Below are 24,564 nucleotides of genomic sequence, written 5' to 3' on the forward strand. Positions count from 1 at the left end.
GCCCCGGCTCCCGCGGCCCCCGCCGCTCCCAAGCCGCACTTCGGGAGCTTCGGCGTGGACACGCCGGGCATGGACACCTCCGTGGCCCCCGGTGACGACTTCTACCGCTACGTCAACGGCAAGTGGGTGGACACCACGGAAATCCCTCCGGACCGTTCCTCCTACGGCATGTTCACGCGGCTGGCCGAGGACGCCACGCAGCAGACGCGCGAGCTGCTGGAAGCCGCCGCGAAGTCGGACGCCCCCGCCGGCAGCGAGGAGCGCAAGCTGGGTGACTTCTACGCCAGCTTCATGGACGAGGCCGCCATCGAGGCCCGCGGCGCCACGCCGCTCAAGCCGGAGATGGACCGCATCACCGCCGTCGCCAACCGCAAGGACCTGGCCGCGCTGCTGGGCACCACCCTGCGCAGTGACGTGGATCCGCTCAACACCGGGCAGGCCACCACGGACCGCCTCCTGGGCCTCTGGGTGGCGGAGGACCTGAACGACCCCAGCCGCTACGCCGCCTACCTCCTCCAGGGCGGCCTGGGCCTGCCGGACCGCGACTTCTATCTGAAGGACACGCCGCGCTTCAAAGAGGTGCGGGAGAAGTACCAGAAGAACATCGCCCTCCAGCTGAAGAACGCCGGCATCCCCGACGCGGAAGGAAAGGCCCGCGCCATCTTCGGGCTGGAGACGAAGATTGCCCGGGTCCACTGGGCGGCGCAGGACACGCAGGACGTGGCCAAGGTGAACAACCCCTGGAAGCAGGCGGACTTCGCGAAGAAGGCGCCCGGCATGGACTGGGCCGCGTACTTCGCGAGCGCCGGCCTCACGCCCCAGAAGGACTTCATCGTCTGGCAGCCGTCCGCCATCACCGGCATCGCGAAGCTCGTGGGCAGCGAGCCCCTCCAGACGTGGAAGGACTACCTGGCCTTCCACGCCATCATGCAGAACACCCCCTACCTGTCGAAGCCCTTCGTGGACGCGGCCTTCGACTTCAGCGGGCGGACGCTCTCCGGCGCGCAGCAGCTTCGCGACCGCTGGAAGCGCGGCGTGGACCTCACCAACTTCGCCATGGGCGAGGCCGTGGGCAAGCGCTACGTGGAGAAGCACTTCCCGCCCGCCGCCAAGGCCGAGGCGGACGTGATGGTGCGCAACATCCTGGCCGCGCTGGGCCACCACATCGACGCGCTGGAGTGGATGTCGCCGGAGACCAAGGCCCGCGCCAAGGAGAAGCTGGGCACGGTGCAGGTGGGCATTGGCCACCCGGACACCTGGCGTGACTACTCCGGCCTGGAGGTCGTCAAGGGAGACGCCTTCGGCAACGCGGAGCGCGCGGAGCTCTTCGAGCACAAGCGCAACCTGGCCAAGCTGGGCAAGCCCGTGGACCGCAAGGAGTGGTTCATGACGCCCCAGGAGGTCAACGCGCTCAACTCGCCGCAGCAGAACTCCATCATCTTCCCGGCCGCCATCCTCCAGCCCCCGTTCTTCGACCCGAACGCGGACCCCGCCGTGAACTACGGCGGCATCGGCTCCGTCATCGGCCATGAAATCGTCCACAGCTTCGACGACGTGGGCGCGCAGTTCGACGCGCAGGGCAAGCTGGCCAACTGGTGGACGCCCAAGGACCTGGAGCAGTTCAAGGCCGCGGGCAAGGCGCTGGCCGCGCAGTTCAACACGTACAAGCCCCTGCCCGACATGAACGTGAACGGCGAGCTGACGCTGGGCGAGAACATCGCCGACGTGGCGGGCATCTCCATCGCGCATGACGGCTACGTGATGTCCCTGCAGGGCAAGCCCGCGCCCACGCTGGACGGCTTCACGGGCGAGCAGCGCTTCTTCATGGGCTTCGCCCAGGTGTGGCGCAACAAGTTCCGGGAACCGCTGCTGCGCCGGCTGCTGGTGACGGATGGGCACTCGCCCGGCATGTTCCGCGCGGCCACCGTGCGCAACCTGGATGCGTGGTACCCGGCGTTCGGCGTGAAGCCCGGCCAGGGCCTCTACCTCACGCCGGAGCAGCGCGTGAAGGTCTGGTAGTCCCGTTCCACCCGCCCCGGGCGCACGAAGGCCGTGCGCCCGGGGCACGGAGCCGCGCGTCCTCCCGCGGCCCAAAAACCATTGAGGCGAAACTTTAAAGGGCGCGATGCGACAATGTGGGAGTCGGTAGGCCGCTCCGAATCCCCCCACGGAGGAACACCATGGAAATCAAAAGCAAGTCGCCCGCCTCCATCGCCACCACGCCCCGCACGGACGCCGCTCGCGCCCAGGCGCCCAAGGCGAAGCCCCTGACGGTGCGTGACGGCTTCGAGACCCAGGGTGCGCGTCCGTCCAACTTCGTGGACCGCCCCACGGGCCGCCCCACGCCTCCGGGCGCGGGCGTGCCGGCGTCTGCCTTCGCCTTCGGTTCGTCCAACGTCGCGGTGAAGCCGGGCGCGAACAAGGTCGCCGACGCGAAGCAGGTGGACCCGTCGCAGCCGAAGCCCAAGCTCACGGGCGAGCCGGTCATCGCGGTCATCGACGGCGGCGTGGACTTCAAGCACACCGACCTGGACGACGCGATGTGGACGAACCCCGGTGAGGTGGACGGGGACGGCATCGACAACGACAACAACGGCATCGCGGACGACATCCACGGCTTCAACGTGGGCACCGGCAAGGGCGACCCGTTCAAGGGCGAGGGCACGGACCACGGCACGCACGTGGCGGGCATCATCGCCGCGGAGGACAACGGCGAGGGCAACACCGGCATCGCCGCGGGCAAGGCGAAGATTCTGAGCGTGGGCGGCCTGTACGACGGCGCGGACCTGCTCACCAACTTCGAGCGCTCGGTGGACTACCTGGTGAAGATGAAGACCGAGCACGGCGTGAACATCCGCGCCGCGAACGCGAGCTTTGGCGACTCCTACCGCGACACCGCGTCCCAGAAGCGCTGGGAGGCCGCCATCCAGAAGCTGGCGGACGCGGACATCCTGCTGCTCGCGGCCACGGCCAACGGCAACGGCAGCAACATGAACAACGTGCCGGACATGCCGGCCAACGTGGACCTGCCCAACGTCCTCACCGTGGCGTCCATGGACCGCAACAACGACAAGCTGGCCCGCTTCTCGTCGCACGGCGACAAGGTGGTGGACCTGGCCGCTGTCGGCGAGGACGTGCTCAGCACCGTGCCCGGCAACGACTGGGAGGAGATGAGCGGCACCTCCATGGCCACCCCCACCGTGGCCGCCACCGCCGCGCGCATGTTCGCGGAGAACCCGGACCTGACGGCCGTGCAGGTGCGCGACCTCATCCTCAAGACGGTGCAGCAGGACCCGGACCTGAAGGGCAAGGTCATCACCGGCGGCAAGCTGGACATCCAGGCCGCCATTGACGCCGCCAAGGCCACCGTGGAGCCCAAGCCGCAGACGCCGGCCGTCGCCGCGCGCTGAAAGCCGCTTCGCTGTCTCGCAGCCTCCCTCCGGGCCCCCTCGCCATGTCCATGGCGGGTGTGGGCCCGGAAGCCGTTCCAGGGCCCCGCCTTCGCGGCTACGGTGGCCCCACCTTCCTTCCTTGAGCCCTCCATGCGCGCGCCGTCCGTGATGCGTCTCCTCGTGCTGTCCGTGCCCCTCCTCTCCGCGCCCGCGTGGGCCATCGAGCGCTGCACGTTCCAGGGCAAGCCCATCAACCTGGACAACGGCAACTCGACCGCGAACCTCACCGGCACCGTGCGCTGCGTGGACGAGGACACGAAGAAGGAGACGCACACCGTCTCGTTCAAGAACGGCAAGCAGGACGGCTGGGAGGTGCGCCGCTGGTCCGACGGCCGCGCCGTGGAGCAGGAGTACAAGGCCGGCAAGCGCCACGGGGGCTTCAAGCGCTACGAAGAAGGCCGGCTGGTGGAGACCTCCCAGTACGTGGACGACAACGAGCAGGGCGAGTCGCTGCGCTACCACCCCAACGGCAAGGTGTCCCGGCGCGTGGACCGGCAGCCAGAGGACGCGAAGAGCACCTACGCGGACTACGACGAGACCGGGCGGCTGACCAAGGCGGGCTGCGGCCTCCAGTCCTCCTATGAGGCGGGCCTGAAGGACTGCGTCTGGAAGGGGCCCTCCCCGCTGGTGTTCTTCCATCCGAACGGTCAGAAGCGCGCCGTCATCCAGCTGAAGAACGGACGTCGCGAAGGCGTGACGGAGCTCTTCGACAAGGACGGGCAGCGCACCGCGACGAACGCGTACTCCGAGGGCGTGCTCAACGGCGTGAGCACGCGGTACGCCTCCGGGAAGGCCCTCACCTCCACGACCTGGGCCCAGGGCCAGAGGGAGGGCGACGAGACGGAGTTCTTCAACGACGGCGGCAAGAAGCAGGTCGTCACCTGGAAGAACCGCCAGCAGGTGAAGCGCGTGGAGTACTTCCAGAACGGCGAGCGCAAGTTCGAGCTCGTCGTGACCGGAGACCGCGCGGTGGAGTCCTACTTCGAGGACGACGGCTCGCTGCGCGAGCGGCGCAACCTGGTCAAGGCTGAATGGCACAACGGCTTCGACCCTGATGGCGTGACGGAGAGCTTCCTCCCGGACGGCGGCACGGAGCGCCGCGAGCACTACGTGAAGGGCAAGGCGGAAGGCCGGCGCCAGGTGTGGGCGGAGAACGGCACCCTCATCGAGGACTCGCAGTGGACGAAGGACCGCGTCACCGCGCGCAAGCGCTGGAACCCCGACGGCGGGCTCGTGGAGGACGAGGCCTTCTACGAGGACGGCTCGCGCAAGAAGAAGTAGCAGGCGCGCGAGGGAGCGCCGTCTTGACGGAGGATGGCGGCAATATTACTGCCGTCATCCATCATGACCCAGAAGACGGAGCAGAAGCAGAAGTCGCACGACGCCATCCTCGCGTCCGCCGCCACGTTGCTCCTGGAGCGGGGCATCCAGGCCAGCTCCATCATGGACGTGATGAAGGGCGCGGGGCTCACGGTGGGCGGCTTCTACGGGCACTTCGAGTCGAAGGAGCACCTGTTCACGGAGACGCTCCGGGGCACGGCCCGCACGGTGTGGAACGCGCTCCTGAAGAAGGCGAAGGAGGACGCGCCGGACGCGCCCGCGCTGAAGGTGCTGGAGCGCTACCTGTCGCGCAAGCACCGCGACGCCGTCACGCCCACCTGTCCCCTGCCCAGCATCACCGCGGAGGTGTCACGCGCGGGCGAGCCCTACCGGGGCGCGCTGGAGGCGGAGCTCCAGGGGTTCGTCCAGTCGTACGCGGAGCTGCTGCCCGCCGGAGCGCGGAGAAGGGACAAGGCGCTGGCCGCCATCGCGCTCATGTACGGCGCGCTGTCGCTGTCGCGCGCCGTGCGCGGCACGAAGCTGGGGGATGAGTTCCTGGACGCGGCGAAGAAGCTGGGCGCGGAGCTGCTCGCCGGCGACCGGGCATGAAAAAGCCCGATCCGCGTCTTCACGCGGACCGGGCCTGGAGCGGCTCGACTCACCCGCGCATCAGTCGCGCTGGATGGCGCCCTTCGGGACCAGGATGACGACCTCCTTGCAGTCCGAATAGATGATGGAGTTCATGTCCTGGTAGTTGTGGGTCGTCTTGCCGCCGTTGCGCACGATGCCCATGTCGTTGCCCTTGGAGCCGCCGCTGTACTCCCAGCCGTGGCGCGACTGGAAGATGATGGCGCCGTCCGGCACCTTCCCGTCCGCGACGAGCTTGCGGTACTGATCCGCGGACACGACGTTCGCGGTCGCGTTGCCGTACGGGCTCTTGATGGCCTTCTGCTGAGCGCCCGGGAACGGGATGGACTCCCAGCCGTTGCGCAGCATCTGCGCCATGCCGCCGCGGGGGTTGTTCGGGTCGTTGCCCGTCGCCGCCGGCGTGTTCGGGATGCCCAGCCGGCTCATGTTGTCCAGCGTGGTGCGCACGCAGTAGCCCGTCTGGCCGTTGTTCAGGCGCGACGTGGCCAGCTTCTTCAGCGTGGCGTTGTTGGTGTCGATGCGGACGCCGTTGCCCAGCACCGCGCCGTTGTTGTTCGTCCCCTGGGTGTTGTTCGTGCCCTGGGTGTTGTTCGTGCCGCCGGTGTTGTTCGTGCCCCCGGTGTTGGTCGTGCCGCCGGGGCGGTTGCCCTGCAGCGCCTTGAGCGTGTCGGGGCCCACCTGGCCCAGGTTGCTGCCCGCGCGCACGCCGTTCGCCCGCTGGAAGTCCTCCACGGCCTTCTTCGTCACGGGGCCGAACTTGCCGTCCGCCGGGACGCCCAGCATCTCCTGGAGCTGCTTCACCGCCGGGCCCTGCATGCCCTCGCGCAGGTTGTTGCCCCGCACCTTCACCTGGTCCATCGACGGAGCGGCGCTCCACTTCGTCCCCGGCCGCTGCTGGGTGCCCGAGGGCTCGAAGGTGTCGGCCGTCTGCGACGGGCGCGGGGTGTTGTTGGTGTTGGGGGTGTTGCCGGTGCTCGTCGCGGCCCCGCCGAAGTGCGGCGCCAGCGCCTGGGCGCGCGCCCACACGTCGTTGGAGTAGTCACCGCCCGTGGTGCCCACGTCCATGCCCGCCTGGGTGCGGACGTTGCCCGGGCCGGAGTTGTACGCGGCCACCGCGCCACGAAGCTGCTGCGCCTCGGACCAGTCCGGGTGCGCCTTCTTCACGTCGTTGACGTAGCCCTTGAGGATGCCCGCGGCCTGGTCGATGTGCTGGGCGCTGGTGGGGCCGCCCTGGGTCTTGTGGTAGCGGTGATCCACCTGCATCACGCCAAAGCCGTTGCCGCCGTCGCCGTGGCCCGTGCGGTCCAGCGCCGCGCCCGCGCGCGACTCACGGCTCGCGATGGCCGCCAGCAGCGCCGGGGGCAGGCCGTGCTTCGCGGCCGCCGCCTCGATGTTGCCCTTGTACTGCTGCAGGCGCGCCAGGTCCGTCTGCGCCATCTTCGTCGACGCGGCCACACCCGGCTGCAACCCGTCCTGCCGCGCCGTGCGCGCGGAAGCGCCCGTGGGCGTGTACTGGGACAGGATGGCGTTGGGGTTCGCGCTGTTGCGAACCGCGCTCGGCGTCACAGCCTGGGAACGATTCGAGACGACAGAGTTCGTGCGCTGGGACGTGGTCGCGTTGAGGCTCATGCGGGGATTCCTCGGTGGCGGCTGTGATTCCTGCCCCGATTATCCAGGCGGCTCCCAGTGAGTTGCGCGAGATCAGGAAATAAAGATCTCACAGTTTAACCAGTGCGTAATTTTCCGCTCAAACTTGTCTTGTCTGTGGGGTTTGTCACGACCGGGTGACACGCACACCGGGGGTACGTATGGCTTCACCTGCCTGACGCACCGCGCTCGGCGGAAAAATGAACGGGGCCTGTTCCCGTGAAGGAACAGACCCCGTGCGGTGCTACAGGCCTGTGGCTTGGAGGACTAGCCGGGGATGAGCCCGCCGACGAAGTCCTTCAGGCCGCCGTACACATCCCCGGCCAGGTCGCCCACCTCGCCGCCCAGGTCCTTCAGGGTCCCGAGCGCGTCCTTGGCGGCATCAATGCCCTTGTCGGCCAGGTCACCCAGGTGGCCGACGGCGGCCTCCGCCAGCTGTCCGCCCGCGCCGGCCAGGTCCTTGAGCGCGTCCACGCCCGCGTCACCCAGGTCCGCCACGGCGACGAGCAGCTCCTTGCCGCCCTCCGTGAGGTTGTCCTTCCAGGCCTTGGCGACGTTCACGAAGGACTCCACGCCGTCCTTGAGCAGGTCGCGGGCGAAGTCCTTGGCCCACGTCACGCGGTTGTCGACGAAGTCCTTGATGGCGCCGGCCGCCTTGGTGGCCAGCTCGCCGCCCTTGCGGGCCATGTCCGACAGCGCGCCGCCCACCCACTCGCCGGCCTTGGTGAGGGCCTCGCCGGGGTTCTCGGCGATGTACTTGAGCGTCTCCACGGCCTTCTCGCCCGCGTTGGCCAGGCCCTTCACCAGGCCCTCCGCCAGCTCGGCGCCCTTGGCGCCCAGGTCCTTCACGGACTCCCAGGCCTTCTTCGCCAGCTCGCCGCCCTTGGCCAGGGCGTCACCAATGGCCTCCTTCGCCTTGGCCGCGGCCTCGCCCGGGTTGTTGGCCGTCCAGGCCAGGAGCTCCAGGCCCTTCTCGCCCAGCTCCTTCGCCTTGTTCACCGTGTTGGAGACGAGCGTCGTCGCCCCGTCGATGAGCTCCTTCGCCTTCTCCTTCGCGGCGCCGGTGAGCTTGTCGTAGCCGGCCTTCAGGTCATTCAGCGTGGAGACGGCCTGCTTGTAGAGCGCCTTGCCGGCGTCCGTGGCCAGGTCCAGGCCCTTGTCCACGACGCTCTTGATGCCCTCGAGCGCCTTCTTCGCGGCCTCGCCCGGGTTCTGGGCGATGTACTTGAGCGTCTCCAGGCCCTTCTCGCCCAGCTGCTTCGCCCCGTCGATGACGCCGTCGAGGACCTGCTTGGCCTCCTTCGCCAGCTCGCCGCCCTTCTCGATGGCGGTGTTGAAGGCCTCGCTGGCCGCCTTCGCCGCGGCCTCGCCGTACTTGGACGGGTTGCGCACCACGTCCGCCAGCTTGTGGATGACCTTCGCGGCGCCCTTGAGGCCCTCGCCGGCCAGCTCCGCCTGGGACACGCCGACGAACTCGGCGGCCTTCACGGCGCCCTTGGCGCCCTTCTCCACGCCCCACTGGATGAGCTGCGCGGTGCCTTCCGCCCCGTAGTACCCGGCCATGTGCGCCAGGCCCGCGGGGCCCTGGGCCGCGGCGCCGGCCAGGTTCACAGCCTTCATCCAGTCCGGGGCCTTGTAGCCCTCGGGGTCGGCCTCGTACTTGGCCTTCTCCTGGGTGAAGCCGATGTCCATCGCCAGCTCGGCGGCGCCCAGGAGCACGCTGGCGCCCACGTCCACGGCCACGCCCACGCCGGTGAGGTCCAGCGCGATGCCAATGCCCGCGTCCGCGACGTTCAGCGCCGCGGCGGTGTGCGCGAAGTAGCCCAGGTCGTTGTTCTTGCCGTGCAGCTCCAGCGATTCCTTCTCGTACTTCACCGCGTCGATGGCGTTGGGCAGCGCGCCCGCCACCGGGACGACCTTCGCCAGGTTCTTGAAGACCTTGCCGGCCACGTCGGCGGTGATCTCCACGCCGACCTTGCCCAGCACCTTCTCCATCACCTTGAGGCCCTGGCCCACGAGCTTGCTGCCCGCCTTGTCCAGGAGCGGCCCCAGGCCCTTCACGGTGGTGTTGAGCGCGTCCGCGCCGACGCCGTCCGTGAACTTGAGCAGCGCCTTGACCGCGGCCGGGTCCATGTCCGTGACGAGCTTGGACAGCACCTTGCCCGCGTCATCGTCCAGCTTGCCCGCGAGCTTCGCGAACTGCTCCGTCGTCTTCGGATCGGACAGGACCTCGTTGAGGGCCTTGTGCTCCATGCCGCCCAGGGCGCTCACCAGCCGCTTGCCGGCCGCGGCGTCCGCCTTGCCCAGCTCGCCCACCAGGTTGTCCAGGGCCTTGGGGTCGGTGATGCCCTTGAGCGCGGACTCCAGCGACTCCGGGCCGCCCAGCTTGGTGGCGGCGGACTCCAGCTTCTTCAGCTGATCCGGCGTGAGCTTGGAGGCGAGCTGCGGATCCAGCCCCTTCACCTTCACGTTGGCCAGCTGCGAGCCCTGCTGGGCCACGTCCGCCGCGTTCTTCACGCCCGCGTTCTTGAGGACGTCCGTGAAGGCCTTGAGGTCCTTCTTGAGGTCGGGGGCCTCCGCCAGGAGCTGCGCGGCGGCCAGCGCCTTGTCCTGCGTGGAGGCGTTGGGGTCCGCCAGGGTGATGGCGGCGCCCGCGGCGCGCAGCGACCCGTCCAGCTTGCGCAGGTCGTTGGAGAGCGCCGGGAACTTGTCCCCGGCGAAGTCCTTGAGCGCCTTGCCCAGCTCCAGCGTGGCGGTGGCCTTGTCGGTAGCGGAGGCGTTGGGGTCCGTCCACTTGCCGATGGCACCCACCAGCTTGTCCGCGGCGGGCAGGCCCTTGAGCGCGGTGTCCAGCACGCCCTTCAGGTCCTCCGGCGCGAGCGCGTCACCGGCGGCCTTCGCCAGGGTGAGGGCGGCCTGCGCCTTGTCGACCTTGGTCGCCTTGGGGTCCGTCAGCTTGCCCAGCGAGGTGAGCGCGTCGGCGTTGGTGGCCAGCTTCGCCAGCTTGTCGTCCTTGACGCCCAGGCGCTCCAGCGCGTTGGGGACCGTCTCCGGGAACTGGGAGGCCAGCTCGCCCAGGGCGGTGGCCTTCTCTGAGAAGGAGCCGGTGCCCAGCTTGTTGAGCGAGTCGTAGGCCTTCTGCAGGTCCTCCTTCTTCTTGTCCTTCAGCTCCGGGAAGAGCTTGGGCAGGTCCTCCGCCTTGTCCGGCAGCGCTTCAGCATGGGGCGGCTTCGGCTCCGTGGCCGGGGCCGCGCCGTTGACGTTCCCCGTGGCCGGGGCGTTCACCGGGCGCGCGGAGCCATTGCCGGTGGAGAGCGGCGTGGCGAACGGGTTCGTGGTCTCGCCCGTCAGCCGGTTCACCCCGTTGCGGTTCTGCGGCCCACCCGAGGAGAACTGGTCGTTCTGGAAGAGCTTCACCGCGGGCTGCTTCGCCTGCTGTTGCTGCTGCTGCTTCGCGGCCTGCTCGGCGGCGGCCTTCGCGGCGGCCTCGGCGGCGGCCTTCTGGGCGGCGGCGCGGGCGGCGGCCTCGGCGGCGGCGCGCGCGGCGGCTTCGGCGGCGGCACGGGCGGCGGCGGCGGCGGCTCCATCAATAGGGGTGGTCATGGGCGGAACTCCTACCTTTTCGGGAACCAAGAAAGTTCCCCGGATTCTCTACATTTCGAAACGAATGTTGCCTGGGTTCCCGCAATCTCGCGAGTCCCCGGGGAGGACGAGGCTGGTACGTCATTGCCCTGCAGCGGGTTACATGGATCGCGGCGCCCCGCATGACGCGGAAAGACATAGCGTGGGCAATGGAAGCCTCCGGGGGCCTCAGGACCGCGCCGCGGGCTCCCTGAGCATCCACTGCCCCAGGGCGACACACCCGATGGAGCTGGCCAGGGTGAGCGCCCCCACGAGGAGGATCGAGGCGTCCGCGTCCATGAGCAGCGCCAGCGGGGACCAGCCCACGAAGAAGGACGCCGGGGTGATCCACAGGGCCCGGGGGTCCCGGGGGTCGCGGACCAGGGCCTGGATGACGCCCAGGGCCAGCCCGGTGAGGGTCAGGCCCAGGAGCATCATCACCGGGAAGCTCCGGTCGAACATCAGCGCGTACACCCCCATGAAGGGAAAGATGTGCACGAGGCCAGGGACCCAGATGAGGAAGGAGGACAGCATCCAGCGGTTCGGCTGCGGAGACTGGGGCATGGGCACAATCCATCCCATGTCCGGAGTCCTGACCATTCCCTGCCAGCGGACACTGTCTGTCCGGAGGGGTCAGCGCATCAGGACGCGCTGGGTGCCCAGTCCGTCGATGAGGGCGATGACGTCGTTGGGAGCGCGCTCGAAGAGGCCAGGGGTGTAGTTGCGCGAGGTGCCCGTCCAGATGGGAGTGGGCGCGGACCAGGACTCGAAGTTCGTCGTGGTCAGCACGAAGCCCACGTGGCAGCTGCGCTGGTCCACCGGCGCGCTGGAGAGGTCCGGCGGACCGGCCTTGTCCTCGTCGGTGCAGAACGCGACGCCCACGGGGCCGTTGCCCACGCGGATGGCATAGGGGACGTAGGCGTTGTAGCGGCGGCCGGAGCCCGGGTCGATGCGTGAGGCATACACCGTGCGGCGCAATGAGTCGTCCCAGGTGCGGCCACCATCCCAGGACTGCACGGCATTGATGACATTGGCGCGAGCCCCGCCCGTGGGGAACGCCTCCACGCCCTCCACGACGGCCATGATGCGGTCTCCGGAGAGCTGCACCACCGTGGGCATGCCCTCGCGGCTGAGCGCGCCGGCCCGCTTGTCGCGCGACACGGTCACGGTGCCGTAGGCGGTCCAGGCGCCGGTGGTGCCCCGCCGCCCCTGCATGGCGATCCACTGGTGGCCGGGATAGCCACCCTGCGCGGCCAGCAACTCGGAATCGTAATAGACCTGCAGGTCTCCGTTGCCGCGCTGGAAGAGGAAGGGCGCGCCCACGAAGCGCGTCGTGGGGCCCACGACGGTGCTGTCGTAGACCCAGCTGTCTCCATCGTTGTCGCTGCGGGTGACGGTGACTCGCCATTGGCCGTTGGCGTACTCGCGGAAGGCGCAGAAGACCGTGTGCGTGCCCGGGATGGCGCGCATCGTGACGTCGCCGAACTCCACGTTCGGGTTGTTGGCGACGGAGCCGTGCAGCGTCCAGCTCGCGCCCCCGTTGGTGCTCGTCCACACGTCGATGCCGTGCCCCCAGCTGGCGCCGCCGATGAGCACGCCATCCGCGCGGCGGGTGATGCCTCGGATGGGCCCGCCCCCACCCGGCATCAGCACCTGCCAGCCTCCCGCCGGAAGCGTGGACTCCACCTGGGCGACGGGCGTGGAGTCCTCGACGGATTCCTCCGGCGCACAGGCACCGAGCGAAGCCGGGAGCAGCATCCATGTCATCAGACGGCGGGCGGAGCGCGAACGAAGCGGCCAGGAAGGAGCGTTCATTCGCGCGAGCCTGCACTCGTGGCATTCCATGATTCAACAGCCAGAGCCGCAAAGCCGGAGAGGGCGTCTACAGCTTGACCTGACAGGCCTTGAGGCGGGTGTTGCTGACACCGTTGCAGGCGTAGCTCTCACGGCAGTCGGACTGGGAATCGCAGACGGGCGAGCACAGCAGCATGTTGACCTGGCGCGTGCACAGCGTGTCCGCCGGGCAGCCGCCGCCCTCTCCTTCCGCGGTGCACTCCTGCGCGCAGAAGCCGCCGGGGAGGTCCTTCCGGCAGGAGAGGCCTTCGTCACAGACGCCTTCGTCACAGGTGTCCCCCACGGCGCCACTGCTACCGCAGGCCAGGAGGGGGAGCACCGCCAGCAGGGGGAACAGCCTTCGGGTCAATCGCATGCGAGGTCCTTTCCATCACATGCGGGGCCGGCCCCCCGCGCCGCCCAGCATGCGCGGCGCCAGGCTGGCTCGTCCAGCGCCGCGTCTGCCTTCTCGTCAGGTCGCGAGCAGAGCGGTTCAGAGGGGCTGGGTGCGCTGGAGCAGCCAGTCTCGCGCCGCGCCGTGGAGGTGGGGTTGGAGCCGCTCTCGAACGGTGGCGTGATAGGCATTGAGCCAGTCCGTCTCCTCCCGGGACAGCAGGGCCGGGTCCACCAGCCGCGTGTCGATGGGGCAGAGGCTCAGCGTTTCGAAGCGCAGGAAGTCACCGAACTCCGTCTTCCGGTCCGGCACCGCGGCGATGAGGTTCTCGATGCGGATGCCCCAGCGGCCCGGGCGGTAGAGGCCGGGCTCGTTGGAGGTGATCATCCCCGGCTCCAGCGCGGTCGTGATGTCATTGGGCATCGTCGGGGAGACGCCGTGCGGCCCCTCGTGGACGTTGAGGAAGAAGCCCACGCCGTGGCCGGTGCCGTGGCCGTAGTCCAGCCCTTCGGCCCACAGCGGTGCCCGCGCCAGCGCGTCCAGGTTCGGTGAGCGGGTCCCCCGGGGGAAGCGGGCCCGGGACAGGTTGATCATCCCGCGCAGCACCCGCGTGAAGTCGCTGCGCTGTTCGGCCGTGGGCTCGCCCACCGGCACCACCCGGGTGATGTCCGTGGTGCCGGACGTGTACTGCCCGCCGGAGTCGATGAGCAGCAGGCCTTGGGGCTTCTGCCCTGGCAGGCACACCGTCGCGTGCGAGGCCTGCGTCGCCCGGTAGTGCGGCATCGCGGCGTTCGCGTTGAACGCGGCGATGGTGGAGAAGCTGAGCGACACGAAGCCCGGACGCCGCGCCCGTTCAGCGGACAGGCGCTCGTCCACGGTCAGCTCGGTGATGGGCTCGCGGCCCAGGGCGGACTCGAACCAGGCGAAGAAGGCGCACAGCGCCGCGCCGTCCTGCTCCATCGCGTTGCGGAAGTGCGCGAGCTCCGCGTCCGTCTTGCGCGACTTGGCCACGGTGGACGGGTTGAGCCCCTCCACGACGCTCACGCCCTTGGGGACCGCCTGCCGCAGCCCGTGGGTGATGCGCCGCGGATCCACCAGCAGCCGCGTCCCGTCCGGCAGCGCCCCCAGCGCGCGGGCCGCCTCGTCGTAGGGGTGGAGGGTGATGCCGTCCGCCTCCAGCTCCGCGCGCAGCGCCGCCGGCACCTTGCCCTCCCCGATGAACAGCCGGGCCCCGCCGGGCTCCACCAGCAGGTGCGCGAGGAACACGGGGATGTAGTCCACGTCCGAGCCGCGCAGGTTCGTCAGCCACGCGACGTCGTCCAGCGTGGAGATGAAGTGGTGCGTCGCGCCCAGCACGCCCATCTCCGCGCGCACGGCCCGCAGCTTGTCGGTGCGCGGCACCGGGGACAGCGCGTGCACGTAGACGGGCGCGGCGGGCAGCGGCGGCCGGTCCGCCCACGCCTCCGCCACCACGTCCAGGTCCGTGCGCAACACCAGCCCCGCCGCGGACAGCTGCGAGGCCGCCGAGCGCGCCAGGCCCAGACCCAGCACCGCCCCGTCCACCGCCACCGTCTGCCCCGGCGGCACGTTCGTGGCCAGCCAGTCCAGGTGCGACTGCCCCGGCGCGTTCGACGTCCGCACCGTCGCGATGCCGCTGCCCTTCAACTGCGCGTCCGCCTGGTCCCAGTACCGGCTGTCCACCCACAGGCCCGCGAAGTCCGCCGTCACCACCAGTGTGCCCAGGGAGCCGGTGAAGCCAGACGCCCACTCCCGCCCCTTCCAGCGGCCCGGCAGGTAGGTGGACAGGTGTGGGTCGCTCGTCGTCACCCAGACCGCCGCCACCCCGCGCTCCCGCATCACCTGCCGCAGCCGCGCGATGCGCTCGCGCGCCGCGGCCCCCTGCGTCTGCTCAAGGCCCATGGCATCCTCCGTCGTTGCGCTGCCCGCGCCCTCATGCCGCAAACAGCGCCCCTTTTCGAGGGCCCTCACGGACAGGCATCGCGGCTCTGATCAAGACTTCCGGGAATACCGTTGTTGCTCGCAAGACGCGATGCGGCATCCCGTTGCATCGTGGATCCGCGATCTGTTGTCCACTGGTGGGAAAGCATCACGGGGCCCTGGGCCCTTTGCGCGCGGGTGCTTACCAAGCCCTTGGCCGTGGTGAGGAGCACGCGGCCGGTTCCACCCGTCTCCTGAAGCAGGCCTGGTTTCCCACCGTGCGACGCGTTCTCGCCATCCTTCCCTACGTTCCGCTGCCTTCGGATACGGGCGGCACCCTGCGCACGCTCGAGCTGGTGCGCGCCCTTGCCTCGCGCTTCACGCTCGACGTGCTCGCGGTGCACCGGTCCGGCAACGACGCCGAGGGCTTCAAGCGCTGGCTGGGGGAACTGGGCGTTCCGGCCTCGCGCCTGCACCTGGTGGACCTGCCGCGCGTGGAGCCCCGGGAGACGCTGAACAGCACCCGGGCCTTCCTGCGGGGCACGCCGCTCACCTACGTCCGCTTCGCGCGCCAGAGCGTGCAGGATGCCTTGCGCCGGGTGCTGACGGAGAACGGCCCCTTCGACATCATCCACTTCGACCACCTGCACATGGCGCAGCTGTTGCCGCTGGCGCGGCAGCTCAACCCGTCCGCGCACCTGGTCATCGACGAGCACAACGTGGAGAGCCAGGTGCTCGCGCGCATGGCGCCCTTGAGCGCGCCGCAACTGCGGCCGTTCCTGAACTGGCAGTTCAAGCGGGTGGAACGGCTGGAGCGCGAGTGCGTGAGCCAGGCGGACACCGTGCTGGCGTGCTCGGACGTGGACGCCCAGCAGCTGCGCGCCCTGGGAGCGAAGCACGTGCAGGTGGTGCCCAACGGCGTGAAGCTGCCGGACTTCGTGCCTCAGGAGGCCACGCGCAATGACCTGGTCTTCGTGGGCTCCATGGACTGGTGGCCCAACGAGGACGCGGTGCTACGGCTGGCGCGCGAGGTGTGGCCGCTGGTGTCGGCGGAGCTGTCGGCCGGCAAGCTGATGGTGGTGGGCCGCAGTCCTCCCGCGTCCGTGCGCGCCCTGGAGAACGAGCGGCTGGTGGTGACGGGCTCGGTGCCGTCGGTGGCGCCGTACCTGGCGCGTGCGTTGGCGACGGCCATTCCCCTGCGCGCGGGCAGCGGCACGCGCCTCAAGGTGCTGGAGGCCGCGGCGGCGGGCGTGCCCGTGGTGGCCACGCGCCTGGCGGTGGAAGGGCTGCCGGTGGTGGAGGGACAGCACGTGCTCCTCGCGGAGTCCCCGCAGGAGTTCGCGGATGCACTGCGCCGGCTGCGCAATGATCCGGATTTGTGCAGCAAGCTCGCGCGGAACGCCCGCCACATGGCGGAGGCCTTCGCGTGGGACGGCATCGGAGCCGGGCTGGGTGAGCTCTACCTGAACGCGCCGACACTGGGTCGCGGCGGGAAGAATCCCTCAGGGACGGAAGCCTCCTGAGCCTCCCGGCCGGGTGCGGTGGGTCTCCACCGCACGCACCGGCCGTTGGACCTGAAGTCCATCGCCCTGGATGAGAAGGTGGGAAACCCGCGGGGACGCCCTGTCGGCGGCGCACCGTCCGAACTGGTCCGACTGTCGGACCAGTTGGGCGGCGTCGGGTAGGAGGTGGGCTGCTTGGAGGCCTGGGGCCCATGCCGACGCGGATTCCGCCAGGCGCCGTAGCCCCGATTGCCCTACCCGGCCGCGACCTGCGCTTCGCGCGAGTCCACGAGGGCGGGCAGGTAGAGCGACTCGATGTAACGCTCCGCCATCCGCTCCGGTGCGTGGTGGGTCACGACGTACTCGCGCGCGGCCTGCGCCATCCGCATGCGCCAGCCGGGGGCCGCCAGCAGTCCCGCGAGCGCCGAGGCCAGCGTGCCCGCGTCGCCCGGTGGCACCACGAGCCCGCGCCCCGTGCCTAGCACGTGGGGCAGCTCGCCGACGCCGGACGCCACCAGCGGCCGTCCCAGCGCCATCGCCTCCAGCGCGACCAGCGGCATGCCTTCACGCAGGGACGGCATCACGACCGCATCCGCCGCCGCGTAAACGCTGCGCACCTCGGAACGGAATCCCAGGAAGCGCACCGGAAGTCCCTGGGCCTGAGCTTCCAGCGACTCGCGCAGGGGGCCATCCCCCACCAGCAGCAGCGTGGGCACCGTGGCGCCAGGCGTCCGGTCCAGCCGCTGCATCGCGTCCAGGAGCACCTGGGGACCCTTCTCCACCGACAGGCGTCCGACGAAGGCGATGACGGACCCCTCCGGCGCGAGCCCCAGCGCCTCACGGGCCTGGAGCCGCTCCTCCTCCGTACACACGTCCGCGAGCGGCAACGCGTTGGGGATGTAGACCACCGGCGAGCGGTGGACGTACCGGCGCAGGCGCGCGGTCAGCTCACGCGACACCGCGGCCACCGCGTGCGTGCAGTTGCCCAGCACTCGCGCCAGTCCCTCGTAGGCAATCAACGCGGGCGTGGCACCGGTGTCACCATGGTACGTGGCCACCAGCGGCACTCCCGCGAGCGCGCTCGCGGCGGCGCCCAGCGTGAGTGACTTGTAGTCATGCGCGTGCAGCAGCCCCACGCCGCGCCGGCGAACCTCTGATGCGAGCGTGGCCACGGCCATCGCGCTGAAGCGGCCGGGCACCTCCAGCGTCAGCGCGTCCAGCCCCTGCTCGCGCGCCGCGCCCGACAGCACGTCCACCCGCCCGGGCGAAACGAGGCTGCACACCTGCGCCCGCCACGGCGACGGCGTCGACGCGGCCAGCGACAGCAGCGCCCGCTCCGCGCCATACAGGCCGCAGGTGCTGCGCACATGGAGGATGGTGGAGTGCGGCACGCGTGAACCTCCGTGTCCGCTCACGCCTGGGCGCGAGCCGCGGCACCCCGGTAGAGCTTCGCGTACGTGTCCACCATCGTGGACAGCGAATAGCGCTGCGCCTCGCGCTTCGCGGCCTCCCCCAGGCGCGAGCGCAGCTCCGCGTCGTGGGTCAGGCGCTTCACCGCGTTTCCAAGCGCATCCACGTCCCCGGAGCTCACCAGGAGCGCCGTCTGGCCATCCTGGTGCACCTCGCGGATGGCGGGAATCGCGTGCGACACCGTGGGCAGGCCCACCGCCATCGCCTCCAGCAGCGACAGCGAGCGGCCCTCGCGGCGGGACGGCTGCACGTAGACGTCGAACGCGGGCAGAAGCTTGCTTGCCTCCAGCAGCGCGCCGGTGAAGTGCACCCGGCCAGCCAGCGGAGACGCGGCGGCGCGGGCCCGCAGCGAGGCCTCCATGGGACCCGGGCCAATCATCACCAGGTGCGTGTCCTTCGCATCACCGAAGTGGCGCAGGAAGGCGTCCACCAGCAGGTCCGGGCCCTTCTCCTCGGAGAGGCGGCCCAGGTAGCCCACCACGGTGGCGTCCTGCGGAAGGCCCAGGCGCTCGCGAGCGCTCCGGCGGGCCTCCTCGCCCGTGGCGACCTCCAGCGGCACGCCGTTCTCGATGGTGACCACGTTGGAGAGCAGCTTCGGGCTCCAGCGCTCCAGGCTGGCCCGGACCTCGCTGCCGCAGGCGACCAGGGACTGGGTGAACATGGCGGCGGCCATGGCCGCGGGGCGCAGCTTGCCCTGGGGCTCCACCGTCTGGTGGAACGTGCCCATCACAGGTGTGCGCGGACGCAGCGTCCGGGTGGCGACCGCGTTGAGCCAGGGCCCCACGTCGTGGCCGTGGACCACGTCGGCGCCAAAGGCGTCCACCTCCTGGGCCAGCCGGCGGATGGCCGTGGGCGTCATGCCCGCCAGGCCTCCCAGCCACACCGTGGGGACGTTGGCGCGCTGGAGCAGCTCGCGCACCGGGCCGTCCGGCCCCAGGGCCAGCACCACGGATTCGATGCCCCGTTCGCGGCCATGCTGGGACAGCCGGACCACCAGCTGTTCGAGTCCGCCCATCTCCAGGCCGTACATCACGTGAGCCACGCGCGTAGGCCGCGCCGTCGGGTGCATTTCGTTCGTCATGGACGCGGGCAAGCTAGGCACGCGCTCCGGCCCCACAACCCCCGCGGCCCGCCCGCGGCCCGGCGGATGTCAGCCAGTGGAAGGTCCTTGGCGGAGCGTGAGGGCACGTCCGCGCTCCGAGGAGGAAGGGGCCCGTTTGCACGGGGCTTCCGTCCTGCCGGAGACTCGTGTGCATCCAACGCCTACAGGGCCCCGAGGGGGGTCCCCACCGGAGCCCCGCCTGTCCCTCCCCGATCACGACTTCCAGCTGCTCACCACCTGCGGCGACGCCTCGGAGGCCGCGCTCGTGCGGTCCCTGCTCGAAGCCGACAACATCCCGTGCATCATCCAGGGTGAGCAGCACCGCTCGATGCTCGGCGTGGCCGGGGCCTACATCGAGCTGCGGGTGCTGGTCCCGGCCAGGGAGCTGGAGCACGCGCGGGAGCTGCTCAAGAGCGTCTCGCAGGAAGAGCCGCCGCCAGGCGTCGCCACCTCGGCGCAGGACGACGGCTCCGAGGAGGCGCACTGCGCGCTGCACGGTCAGCGCGCCACCCGGACCTGCGAGCGGTGCGGCACCTTCCTGTGCGACAGCTGTGAGGGGGCCAGCGCAGGCCTCTGCGAGGACTGCGCGGAGCGCAACGGCTCGGGCGCCGAGATTCAACGGGGCCGGAAGCGCAAGGTCGTCGCCTGGCTGATCCTCCTCTTCCTGTTCGGCCCGCCCTTCCTCCTCATGCTGGCGAGCACCCTCAACGCCCTGTTGCAGTGAAACCGTCCCGTCCCACCAGGTATCTGGCGTGGGTCCTGGCCCTGGCCACCGCGTGTGTCGCCACGCCGCCCGTGCCGCGCACTCCCGTGGAGGCCGCCACACCGACGCGGACCGGCGCTCCCACGAACGGCCTGCCCTACCGCCTCTTCGTCTCCGGAGAGGCCACCCCGGAGCATCCGCACCGGTTGATCATCTGGCTGCATCCCACGGGCACGGATGGCCTGACGCTGGTGGAGCCCCTGGCGGGCGCCTTCGCGGATCAGGGCTTCGCGCTGCTGACCTTCCCCCGTGAGCAGGTGGAAGGCTGGAGCGGCGCGGAGGCCAACCGGATGATGCTCGGGACGCTGCCGGAAGTGGCGCGCGTCCCCGGCGTGGATGCCGAACGTCCCATCCTGCTGGGCTTCAGCGCTGGCGCACAGATGGCGCTCGAGCTGTGGGCCGCGCGCCCCGAGTCCTTCCGTGCGTTGGTCCTGGTCGCCGGCGCGCCCCGCCTGTCACGCGGCGATGAACGCACCCCGCCCGTCAGCGTCGTGCATGCGCGAGTGCCCATCCTGTCCTTCATCGGTGAAATGGATGGCAGCGCGCCCCTGTGGCGGACAGCGCACGAAGCGTGGCGGGCGGCCGGCCTGAGGCTGGACTCGCGCAAGGTGCCCGGCCAGGGCCACACGTGGCTGCTGTCCCGGCCTCATGAACAAAGGGCGTTGTTTCAATTCCTGGCGGAATTGTCCTTGGCGCCCTGACTCCTGGCATCGTCCATGCGAGAAATATCAACCACCCTTGGAGTCCTTGAATTCAAGGGTGGCAGCATGCGAAGCACCGTCCGGTTTTCACAGACAAGGGAGTCCGGCGTGCTTCGACATGCATCACGATGGGTTGTGACAGTTGTATTGGGTTTCACCTGTATCCAGACGGGCTGTGCTCCCGCTGAATCGCCCACGCCGGAGACACCGGAGGCCACGGAGGCCGCGCAGCCGCTGCTGGCCGGTGAGCGTTCGCTCCTGGGCACCACCGCGCTCCCGGCCGTGGCGGCCGCGGACGACAGCGGCGCGGTGGAGGTGGGCGTGCGCTTCCGCAGCGACGCGCCGGGGCGGATCATGGGCGTGCGCTTCTACAAGGGCCCGGGCAACACGGGCACGCACACCGGCAGCCTGTGGACGGCGTCTGGCTCGCTGCTGGGCACCGTCACCTTCCAGAACGAGACGGCCTCCGGCTGGCAGGAGGCGCGCTTCACCACGCCGGTCACCATCGCGGCCGACACGAACTACGTCGTCTCGTACTACGCGCCCGCCGGGCACTACGCGGTGACGGGCAACGGCTTCGCGTCCGCGCTGGACGTGCCGCCCCTGCACGCAGAGGCCACCAGCAACGGCCTCTACCGCTACGGCAGCACCAGCGGCTTCCCGACGAACTCGTTCAACGCGAGCAACTACTGGGTGGACGTGGCCTTCCAGCCCAACGACACCACGCCCCCGCGCGCGCCCACCAACCTCACCGCCGTGCCCAACTCGCCCACCGCCATCGACCTGACCTGGTACGCGTCCGTGGACGGCAGTGGCGAGGTGCAGGGCAACGCCCGTTGGCACCTGGTGTACCGGAACAACGAGCTCATCGCGGAGCTGCCCGGCACCACGCTGCGCTACCGCGACACCGGCCGGACGCCCTCCACCGCGTACAACTACGCCGTGCGCGGCCGTGATGCCGCCGGCAATCTCAGCCCGTCCTCCACGATCGTCCTCGGCACCACGCTCCCGAACATGGCCTGCAACCCCTGCAGCCTGTGGAACTCCGTGACGGGCAACCCGCAGTTCGAGAACGCCGACACCACCCCGGCGGAGATCGGCGTGAAGTTCCGCACGGACGTGGCGGGCACGGTGACGAAGGTTCGCTACTACAAGGGCAGCACCGACAACGGCCCGCACGTGGGCCACCTGTGGAGCGCCACCGGCACGCTGCTGGCCACCACGGAGACGACTCCCGCGGAGACGGGCTTCGGCTGGCGCGAGCTGGCCTTCCCCACGCCGGTGACCCTGGCCGCGAACACGACCTACGTCGTGTCGTATTTCGCCACGGGCGGGCGCTACGCCATCACCACGAACTACTTCAACACCGCGGGCGTGGACATGCCCCCGCTGCACGCGCCCTCCACCGTGGAGGCCAGCGGCAACGGCGTGCGCAACCTCAACGGCAGCGCGTTCCCCACGGAGGCGTGGCTCAACACCAACTTCTGGGTGGACGTGACGTTTGTCCCCTCGCAGCCCAGCGGCCCCGCGACGGTGGACCTGGCCGTGACGCAGTCGTTCCCGGACGGCACGGGCGCCAACGGTGACGTGCTCTTCTACGACATCACCGTGACGAACAATGGCCCGGCGACCGCCACTGACGTCGTGCTCGACGTTCCGATCCCCGCGGGCTTGAACTACTTCTTCTACTCCGCGACCACGCCGGGCATGAACGGCAGCCACTGCGGGTTCTTCAGCGATCTGCAGTGTGGCGCCCCCACCCTGGCGCCTGGTGCGAGCTTCACCATCCACGTGCAGGCCATCCCCTTCGGCACCGGGACGTTCACCAGCCAGGCCACCATCTCGGCCTCGCAGGCGGACTTCGTGCCCGGCAACAACACCCACGCGCTGCCCATCCCCGTGGGCCCGTCCACCAACCTCGTCACCTTCGACACCTTCCCCGGCCAGGACGAGACCTTCAACGGCCCGCACGGCCCCATCCACTTCGGCTCCAACCGCTGGTACATCGCGTCGCCCTGGGGCGGGTTCGACACGAAGAGCGTGTCGTTCAACGGCGGCGGCCTCACCCAGGCCAACCTGTCCTTCTTCGGCCAGCGGCGCGTCCTGGGCCTGGATGCCTTCACGTGGGACACCGGCGCCACGCTTACCCTGAAGTGTCTCGACCAGCCCGCTCTCACCTTCCCCCTGACGGCGGGCGAGATTACGCATGTGGTGCCGACCTGGCAGACGCCCTGCTCGATTCTCACCGTGACGACGTCCAACGGCTGGGACACGAACTTCGACAACCTGGAGCTGTCACCGCTGCCCTGAGCCCGTGAGACATGGGAGGGCGGGTATGCTTCAGGGATGCCCGCCGCTCCCCTGCTCCTGAGTGCAGCGACGTCCCTGTTCGCCATGACGTGGCTCCTCGCGGCGGCGCCGTTCTCCGTCGCGGTGGAGTCCGCGGGCTTCACCGTCCAGTCCGACGGCCCTCGGCCCGGCGAGGAGTTCCCCGGCTTTCCCCTGCCCCGGAGAAGTTCTCCCGCCTGACGCTCGTCCAGCAGCAGCGCCATGAGGCCCGGCGCAGCTGCCACCCACACTGACGCGGGCCTACGACGGCCGCGCATCCGAGCACGCGGCGGCACGCGAGCGCAGCAGCGCCTGTTCCTTCACATTGCGCGTGAGCGACGCGGCCCGCTCGAACTCCGCCCGGGCCTCCTTCAGGCGCCCCAGCTTCTGGAGCAGGTCGCCGCGCACGGCGGGCAGCAGGTGGTAGTGCTTGAGCGACGGCTCGGCCACGAGCTGGTCCACCAGCTCCAGCCCCACCGCGGGACCGAACGCCATGGACAGGGCGACGGCACGGTTCAGCTCCACCACCGGCGACGGTGTGAGCTGGACGAGCAGCGCATAGAGCGCCGCGATGCGCGGCCAGTCCGTCTCCTCCGGCGTGCGCGCCCGCGCGTGGCACGCGGCGATGGCGGCCTGCACCGTGTAGGGCCCCGCCGCGCCAGCCTTCCCCGCGCGCTCCAGCGCCGCGAGTCCCCGGCGGATGAGGAGCTGATCCCACAGCGCGCGATTCTGCTCCAGGAGCAGCACGGGCTCGCCCGAAGGCCCCACGCGCGCGCGGGCCCGCGACGCTTGAATCTCCATCAGCGCCACCAACCCGTGCACCTCCGGCTCGCCCGGCGCCAGCTCCGCGAGGATGCGGCCCAGCCGCAGCGCGTCCTGACAGAGCTCCGGGCGCATCCAGCCGTCACCGGCGGTCGCCGCGTAGCCCTCGTTGAAGATGAGGTAGACGACCTCCAGCACCGACGCCAGCCGCGCCGCCAGCTCCTCGCCCCGGGGCACCTCGAAGGGGACGCCCTTCTCCGCCAGCGTCCGCTTGGCCCGCACGATGCGCTGGGCCACCGTGGGCTCCGGCACCAGGAACGCGCGGGCGATTTCATCCGTCGTCAGGCCGCCCAAAAGCCGCAGCGTGAGCGCCACCCGCGCCTCCGGGGACAGCACCGGGTGGCAGGAGGTGAAGATGAGGCGCAACAGGTCGTCGCCGACGTCGTCGTCCAGGGCCGCGTCCAGGTCTGGCACCTCCGCCTCCTCCAGCCCGTGGCCCAGCTCTTCGTGCTTGCGCGCGAGCAGCTTGTGCCGGCGCATCTCGTCGATGGCACGGCGCTTCGCGGTGGCCATGAGCCAGGCGCCCGGGTTCTCCGGCACGCCCGACACGGGCCACTTCTCCAGCGCGGCCACCAGCGCGTCCTGCGCCAGCTCCTCCGCCTGCCCCACGTCGCGCACCATGCGCGCAAGCCCGGCGATGAGCCGGGCGGACTCGATCCTCCACACCGCGTGCACCGCGGCCTGCGCCTTGGAAACCGTCACGGCGCGAACTCAATCAAATGCACGTCGAATGGGCGCCCTGGAAATCGACACGGGGTGCGATTTCGCTCGAAACAGCACGGCCCCGGGCCTCCCCCTTCAAGGAGGAAGCCCGGGGCCGTCACCTCACGCCCGCGCCCCTGCGTTGGAGACGCTGGAGGCGCTGGCGCCTTCCACCACCGGTTCGTACGTCCCCAGGCGCATGCTGGCCTGGGCGCGTCCCTGGGTACGGCCACGCAGCGACGTCACGTAGCCGAACAGGCGTGCCATGGGCACACGCGCGGACACGCACCGCGCCGGCCCCCTCGCCTCCATCCCCAGCAC

The 24,564-nt window shown here is 70.3% G+C and carries 19 protein-coding genes; 9 read left to right on the forward strand and 10 right to left on the reverse strand.

Features of this window, described 5'->3' with window-relative positions; all coding sequences use genetic code 11:
- The 4 genes from D7W81_RS24105 to D7W81_RS24120 form a co-directional block, all read left to right on the forward strand.
- Positions 1 to 2,019, forward strand: a 2,019-nt coding sequence (locus D7W81_RS24105) for a M13 family metallopeptidase (protein ID WP_147445595.1), incomplete at its 5' end; no start/stop codon positions are given.
- Positions 2,020 to 2,180: 161 nt separating this feature from the next.
- Complete coding sequence (locus tag D7W81_RS24110) at positions 2,181 to 3,410, forward strand: S8 family serine peptidase (RefSeq protein WP_120557739.1); 1,230 nt, start codon at positions 2,181 to 2,183, stop codon at positions 3,408 to 3,410.
- A 132-nt stretch (positions 3,411 to 3,542) separates the two neighbouring features.
- Positions 3,543 to 4,733 carry a toxin-antitoxin system YwqK family antitoxin gene (locus D7W81_RS24115; RefSeq protein ID WP_120557740.1) on the forward strand — a complete coding sequence of 397 codons (1,191 nt, stop codon included), beginning with the start codon at positions 3,543 to 3,545 and terminating at the stop codon, positions 4,731 to 4,733.
- Positions 4,734 to 4,796: 63 nt separating this feature from the next.
- Positions 4,797 to 5,381 (forward strand): TetR/AcrR family transcriptional regulator, encoded by a 585-nt coding sequence (locus D7W81_RS24120; protein ID WP_120557741.1) that lies wholly within the window; start codon positions 4,797 to 4,799, stop codon positions 5,379 to 5,381.
- A 60-nt stretch (positions 5,382 to 5,441) separates the two neighbouring features.
- Here the strand turns inward: D7W81_RS24120 and D7W81_RS24125 are convergent, their stop codons facing one another.
- The 6 genes from D7W81_RS24125 to D7W81_RS24155 form a co-directional block, all read right to left on the reverse strand.
- The gene (locus D7W81_RS24125; RefSeq protein WP_120557742.1) at positions 5,442 to 7,049 is read right to left on the reverse strand and encodes a peptidoglycan-binding protein; all 1,608 of its coding nucleotides are present in this window, start codon (positions 7,047 to 7,049) and stop codon (positions 5,442 to 5,444) included.
- 285 nt (positions 7,050 to 7,334) lie between these two features.
- The gene (locus D7W81_RS24130) at positions 7,335 to 10,670 is read right to left on the reverse strand and encodes a Dauer Up-regulated (protein WP_158621675.1); all 3,336 of its coding nucleotides are present in this window, start codon (positions 10,668 to 10,670) and stop codon (positions 7,335 to 7,337) included.
- A 207-nt stretch (positions 10,671 to 10,877) separates the two neighbouring features.
- Positions 10,878 to 11,252: a hypothetical protein gene (locus tag D7W81_RS24140; RefSeq protein ID WP_120557744.1), complete on the reverse strand. Its 375-nt coding sequence runs from the start codon at positions 11,250 to 11,252 to the stop codon at positions 10,878 to 10,880.
- Between the two features lie 69 nt (positions 11,253 to 11,321).
- The gene (locus D7W81_RS24145) at positions 11,322 to 12,446 is read right to left on the reverse strand and encodes a sialidase family protein (protein ID WP_244227389.1); all 1,125 of its coding nucleotides are present in this window, start codon (positions 12,444 to 12,446) and stop codon (positions 11,322 to 11,324) included.
- Between the two features lie 124 nt (positions 12,447 to 12,570).
- The gene (locus D7W81_RS24150) at positions 12,571 to 12,897 is read right to left on the reverse strand and encodes a hypothetical protein (RefSeq protein ID WP_147445596.1); all 327 of its coding nucleotides are present in this window, start codon (positions 12,895 to 12,897) and stop codon (positions 12,571 to 12,573) included.
- A 117-nt stretch (positions 12,898 to 13,014) separates the two neighbouring features.
- The gene (locus D7W81_RS24155; protein WP_120557747.1) at positions 13,015 to 14,835 is read right to left on the reverse strand and encodes an aminopeptidase P family protein; all 1,821 of its coding nucleotides are present in this window, start codon (positions 14,833 to 14,835) and stop codon (positions 13,015 to 13,017) included.
- A 296-nt stretch (positions 14,836 to 15,131) separates the two neighbouring features.
- Here D7W81_RS24155 and D7W81_RS24160 point away from each other — a divergent pair, with 296 nt between their 5' ends.
- On the forward strand, positions 15,132 to 16,376 hold the full coding sequence (locus D7W81_RS24160; protein WP_158621676.1) for a glycosyltransferase family 4 protein: 1,245 nt from the start codon (positions 15,132 to 15,134) through the stop codon (positions 16,374 to 16,376).
- 233 nt (positions 16,377 to 16,609) lie between these two features.
- Here the strand turns inward: D7W81_RS24160 and D7W81_RS24165 are convergent, their stop codons facing one another.
- Together D7W81_RS24165 and D7W81_RS24170 are read right to left on the reverse strand one after the other, a co-directional pair.
- Positions 16,610 to 17,746 (reverse strand): glycosyltransferase family 4 protein, encoded by a 1,137-nt coding sequence (locus tag D7W81_RS24165; protein WP_158621677.1) that lies wholly within the window; start codon positions 17,744 to 17,746, stop codon positions 16,610 to 16,612.
- A 20-nt stretch (positions 17,747 to 17,766) separates the two neighbouring features.
- On the reverse strand, positions 17,767 to 18,906 hold the full coding sequence (locus D7W81_RS24170; protein ID WP_147445597.1) for a glycosyltransferase: 1,140 nt from the start codon (positions 18,904 to 18,906) through the stop codon (positions 17,767 to 17,769).
- Between D7W81_RS24170 and D7W81_RS44175 the strand changes: the two genes are divergently transcribed.
- The 4 genes from D7W81_RS44175 (at position 18,905) to D7W81_RS24190 (ending at position 22,920) form a co-directional block, all read left to right on the forward strand.
- Entirely contained in the window at positions 18,905 to 19,651 is a 747-nt protein-coding gene (locus tag D7W81_RS44175) for a putative signal transducing protein (protein WP_120557751.1), read from the forward strand. The genes D7W81_RS24170 and D7W81_RS44175 overlap by 2 nt on opposite strands.
- Complete coding sequence (locus D7W81_RS24180; RefSeq protein WP_120557752.1) at positions 19,648 to 20,391, forward strand: alpha/beta hydrolase; 744 nt, start codon at positions 19,648 to 19,650, stop codon at positions 20,389 to 20,391. The genes D7W81_RS44175 and D7W81_RS24180 overlap by 4 nt, the downstream gene beginning before the upstream one ends.
- Before the next feature lie 147 nt (positions 20,392 to 20,538).
- Entirely contained in the window at positions 20,539 to 22,701 is a 2,163-nt protein-coding gene (locus D7W81_RS24185; protein WP_244227390.1) for a DUF4082 domain-containing protein, read from the forward strand.
- 36 nt (positions 22,702 to 22,737) lie between these two features.
- On the forward strand, positions 22,738 to 22,920 hold the full coding sequence (locus D7W81_RS24190; protein WP_120557754.1) for a hypothetical protein: 183 nt from the start codon (positions 22,738 to 22,740) through the stop codon (positions 22,918 to 22,920).
- A gap of 60 nt (positions 22,921 to 22,980) precedes the next feature.
- Here D7W81_RS24190 and D7W81_RS24195 read toward each other — a convergent pair whose 3' ends face one another.
- Together D7W81_RS24195 and D7W81_RS24200 are read right to left on the reverse strand one after the other, a co-directional pair.
- Complete coding sequence (locus D7W81_RS24195; RefSeq protein ID WP_120557755.1) at positions 22,981 to 24,243, reverse strand: RNA polymerase sigma factor; 1,263 nt, start codon at positions 24,241 to 24,243, stop codon at positions 22,981 to 22,983.
- Positions 24,244 to 24,366: 123 nt separating this feature from the next.
- Positions 24,367 to 24,564, reverse strand: a 198-nt coding sequence (locus D7W81_RS24200) for a hypothetical protein (protein ID WP_147445598.1), incomplete at its 5' end; no start/stop codon positions are given.

Origin of the sequence: Corallococcus aberystwythensis (assembly GCF_003612165.1) — a bacterium.
Taxonomy (GTDB): domain Bacteria; phylum Myxococcota; class Myxococcia; order Myxococcales; family Myxococcaceae; genus Corallococcus; species Corallococcus aberystwythensis.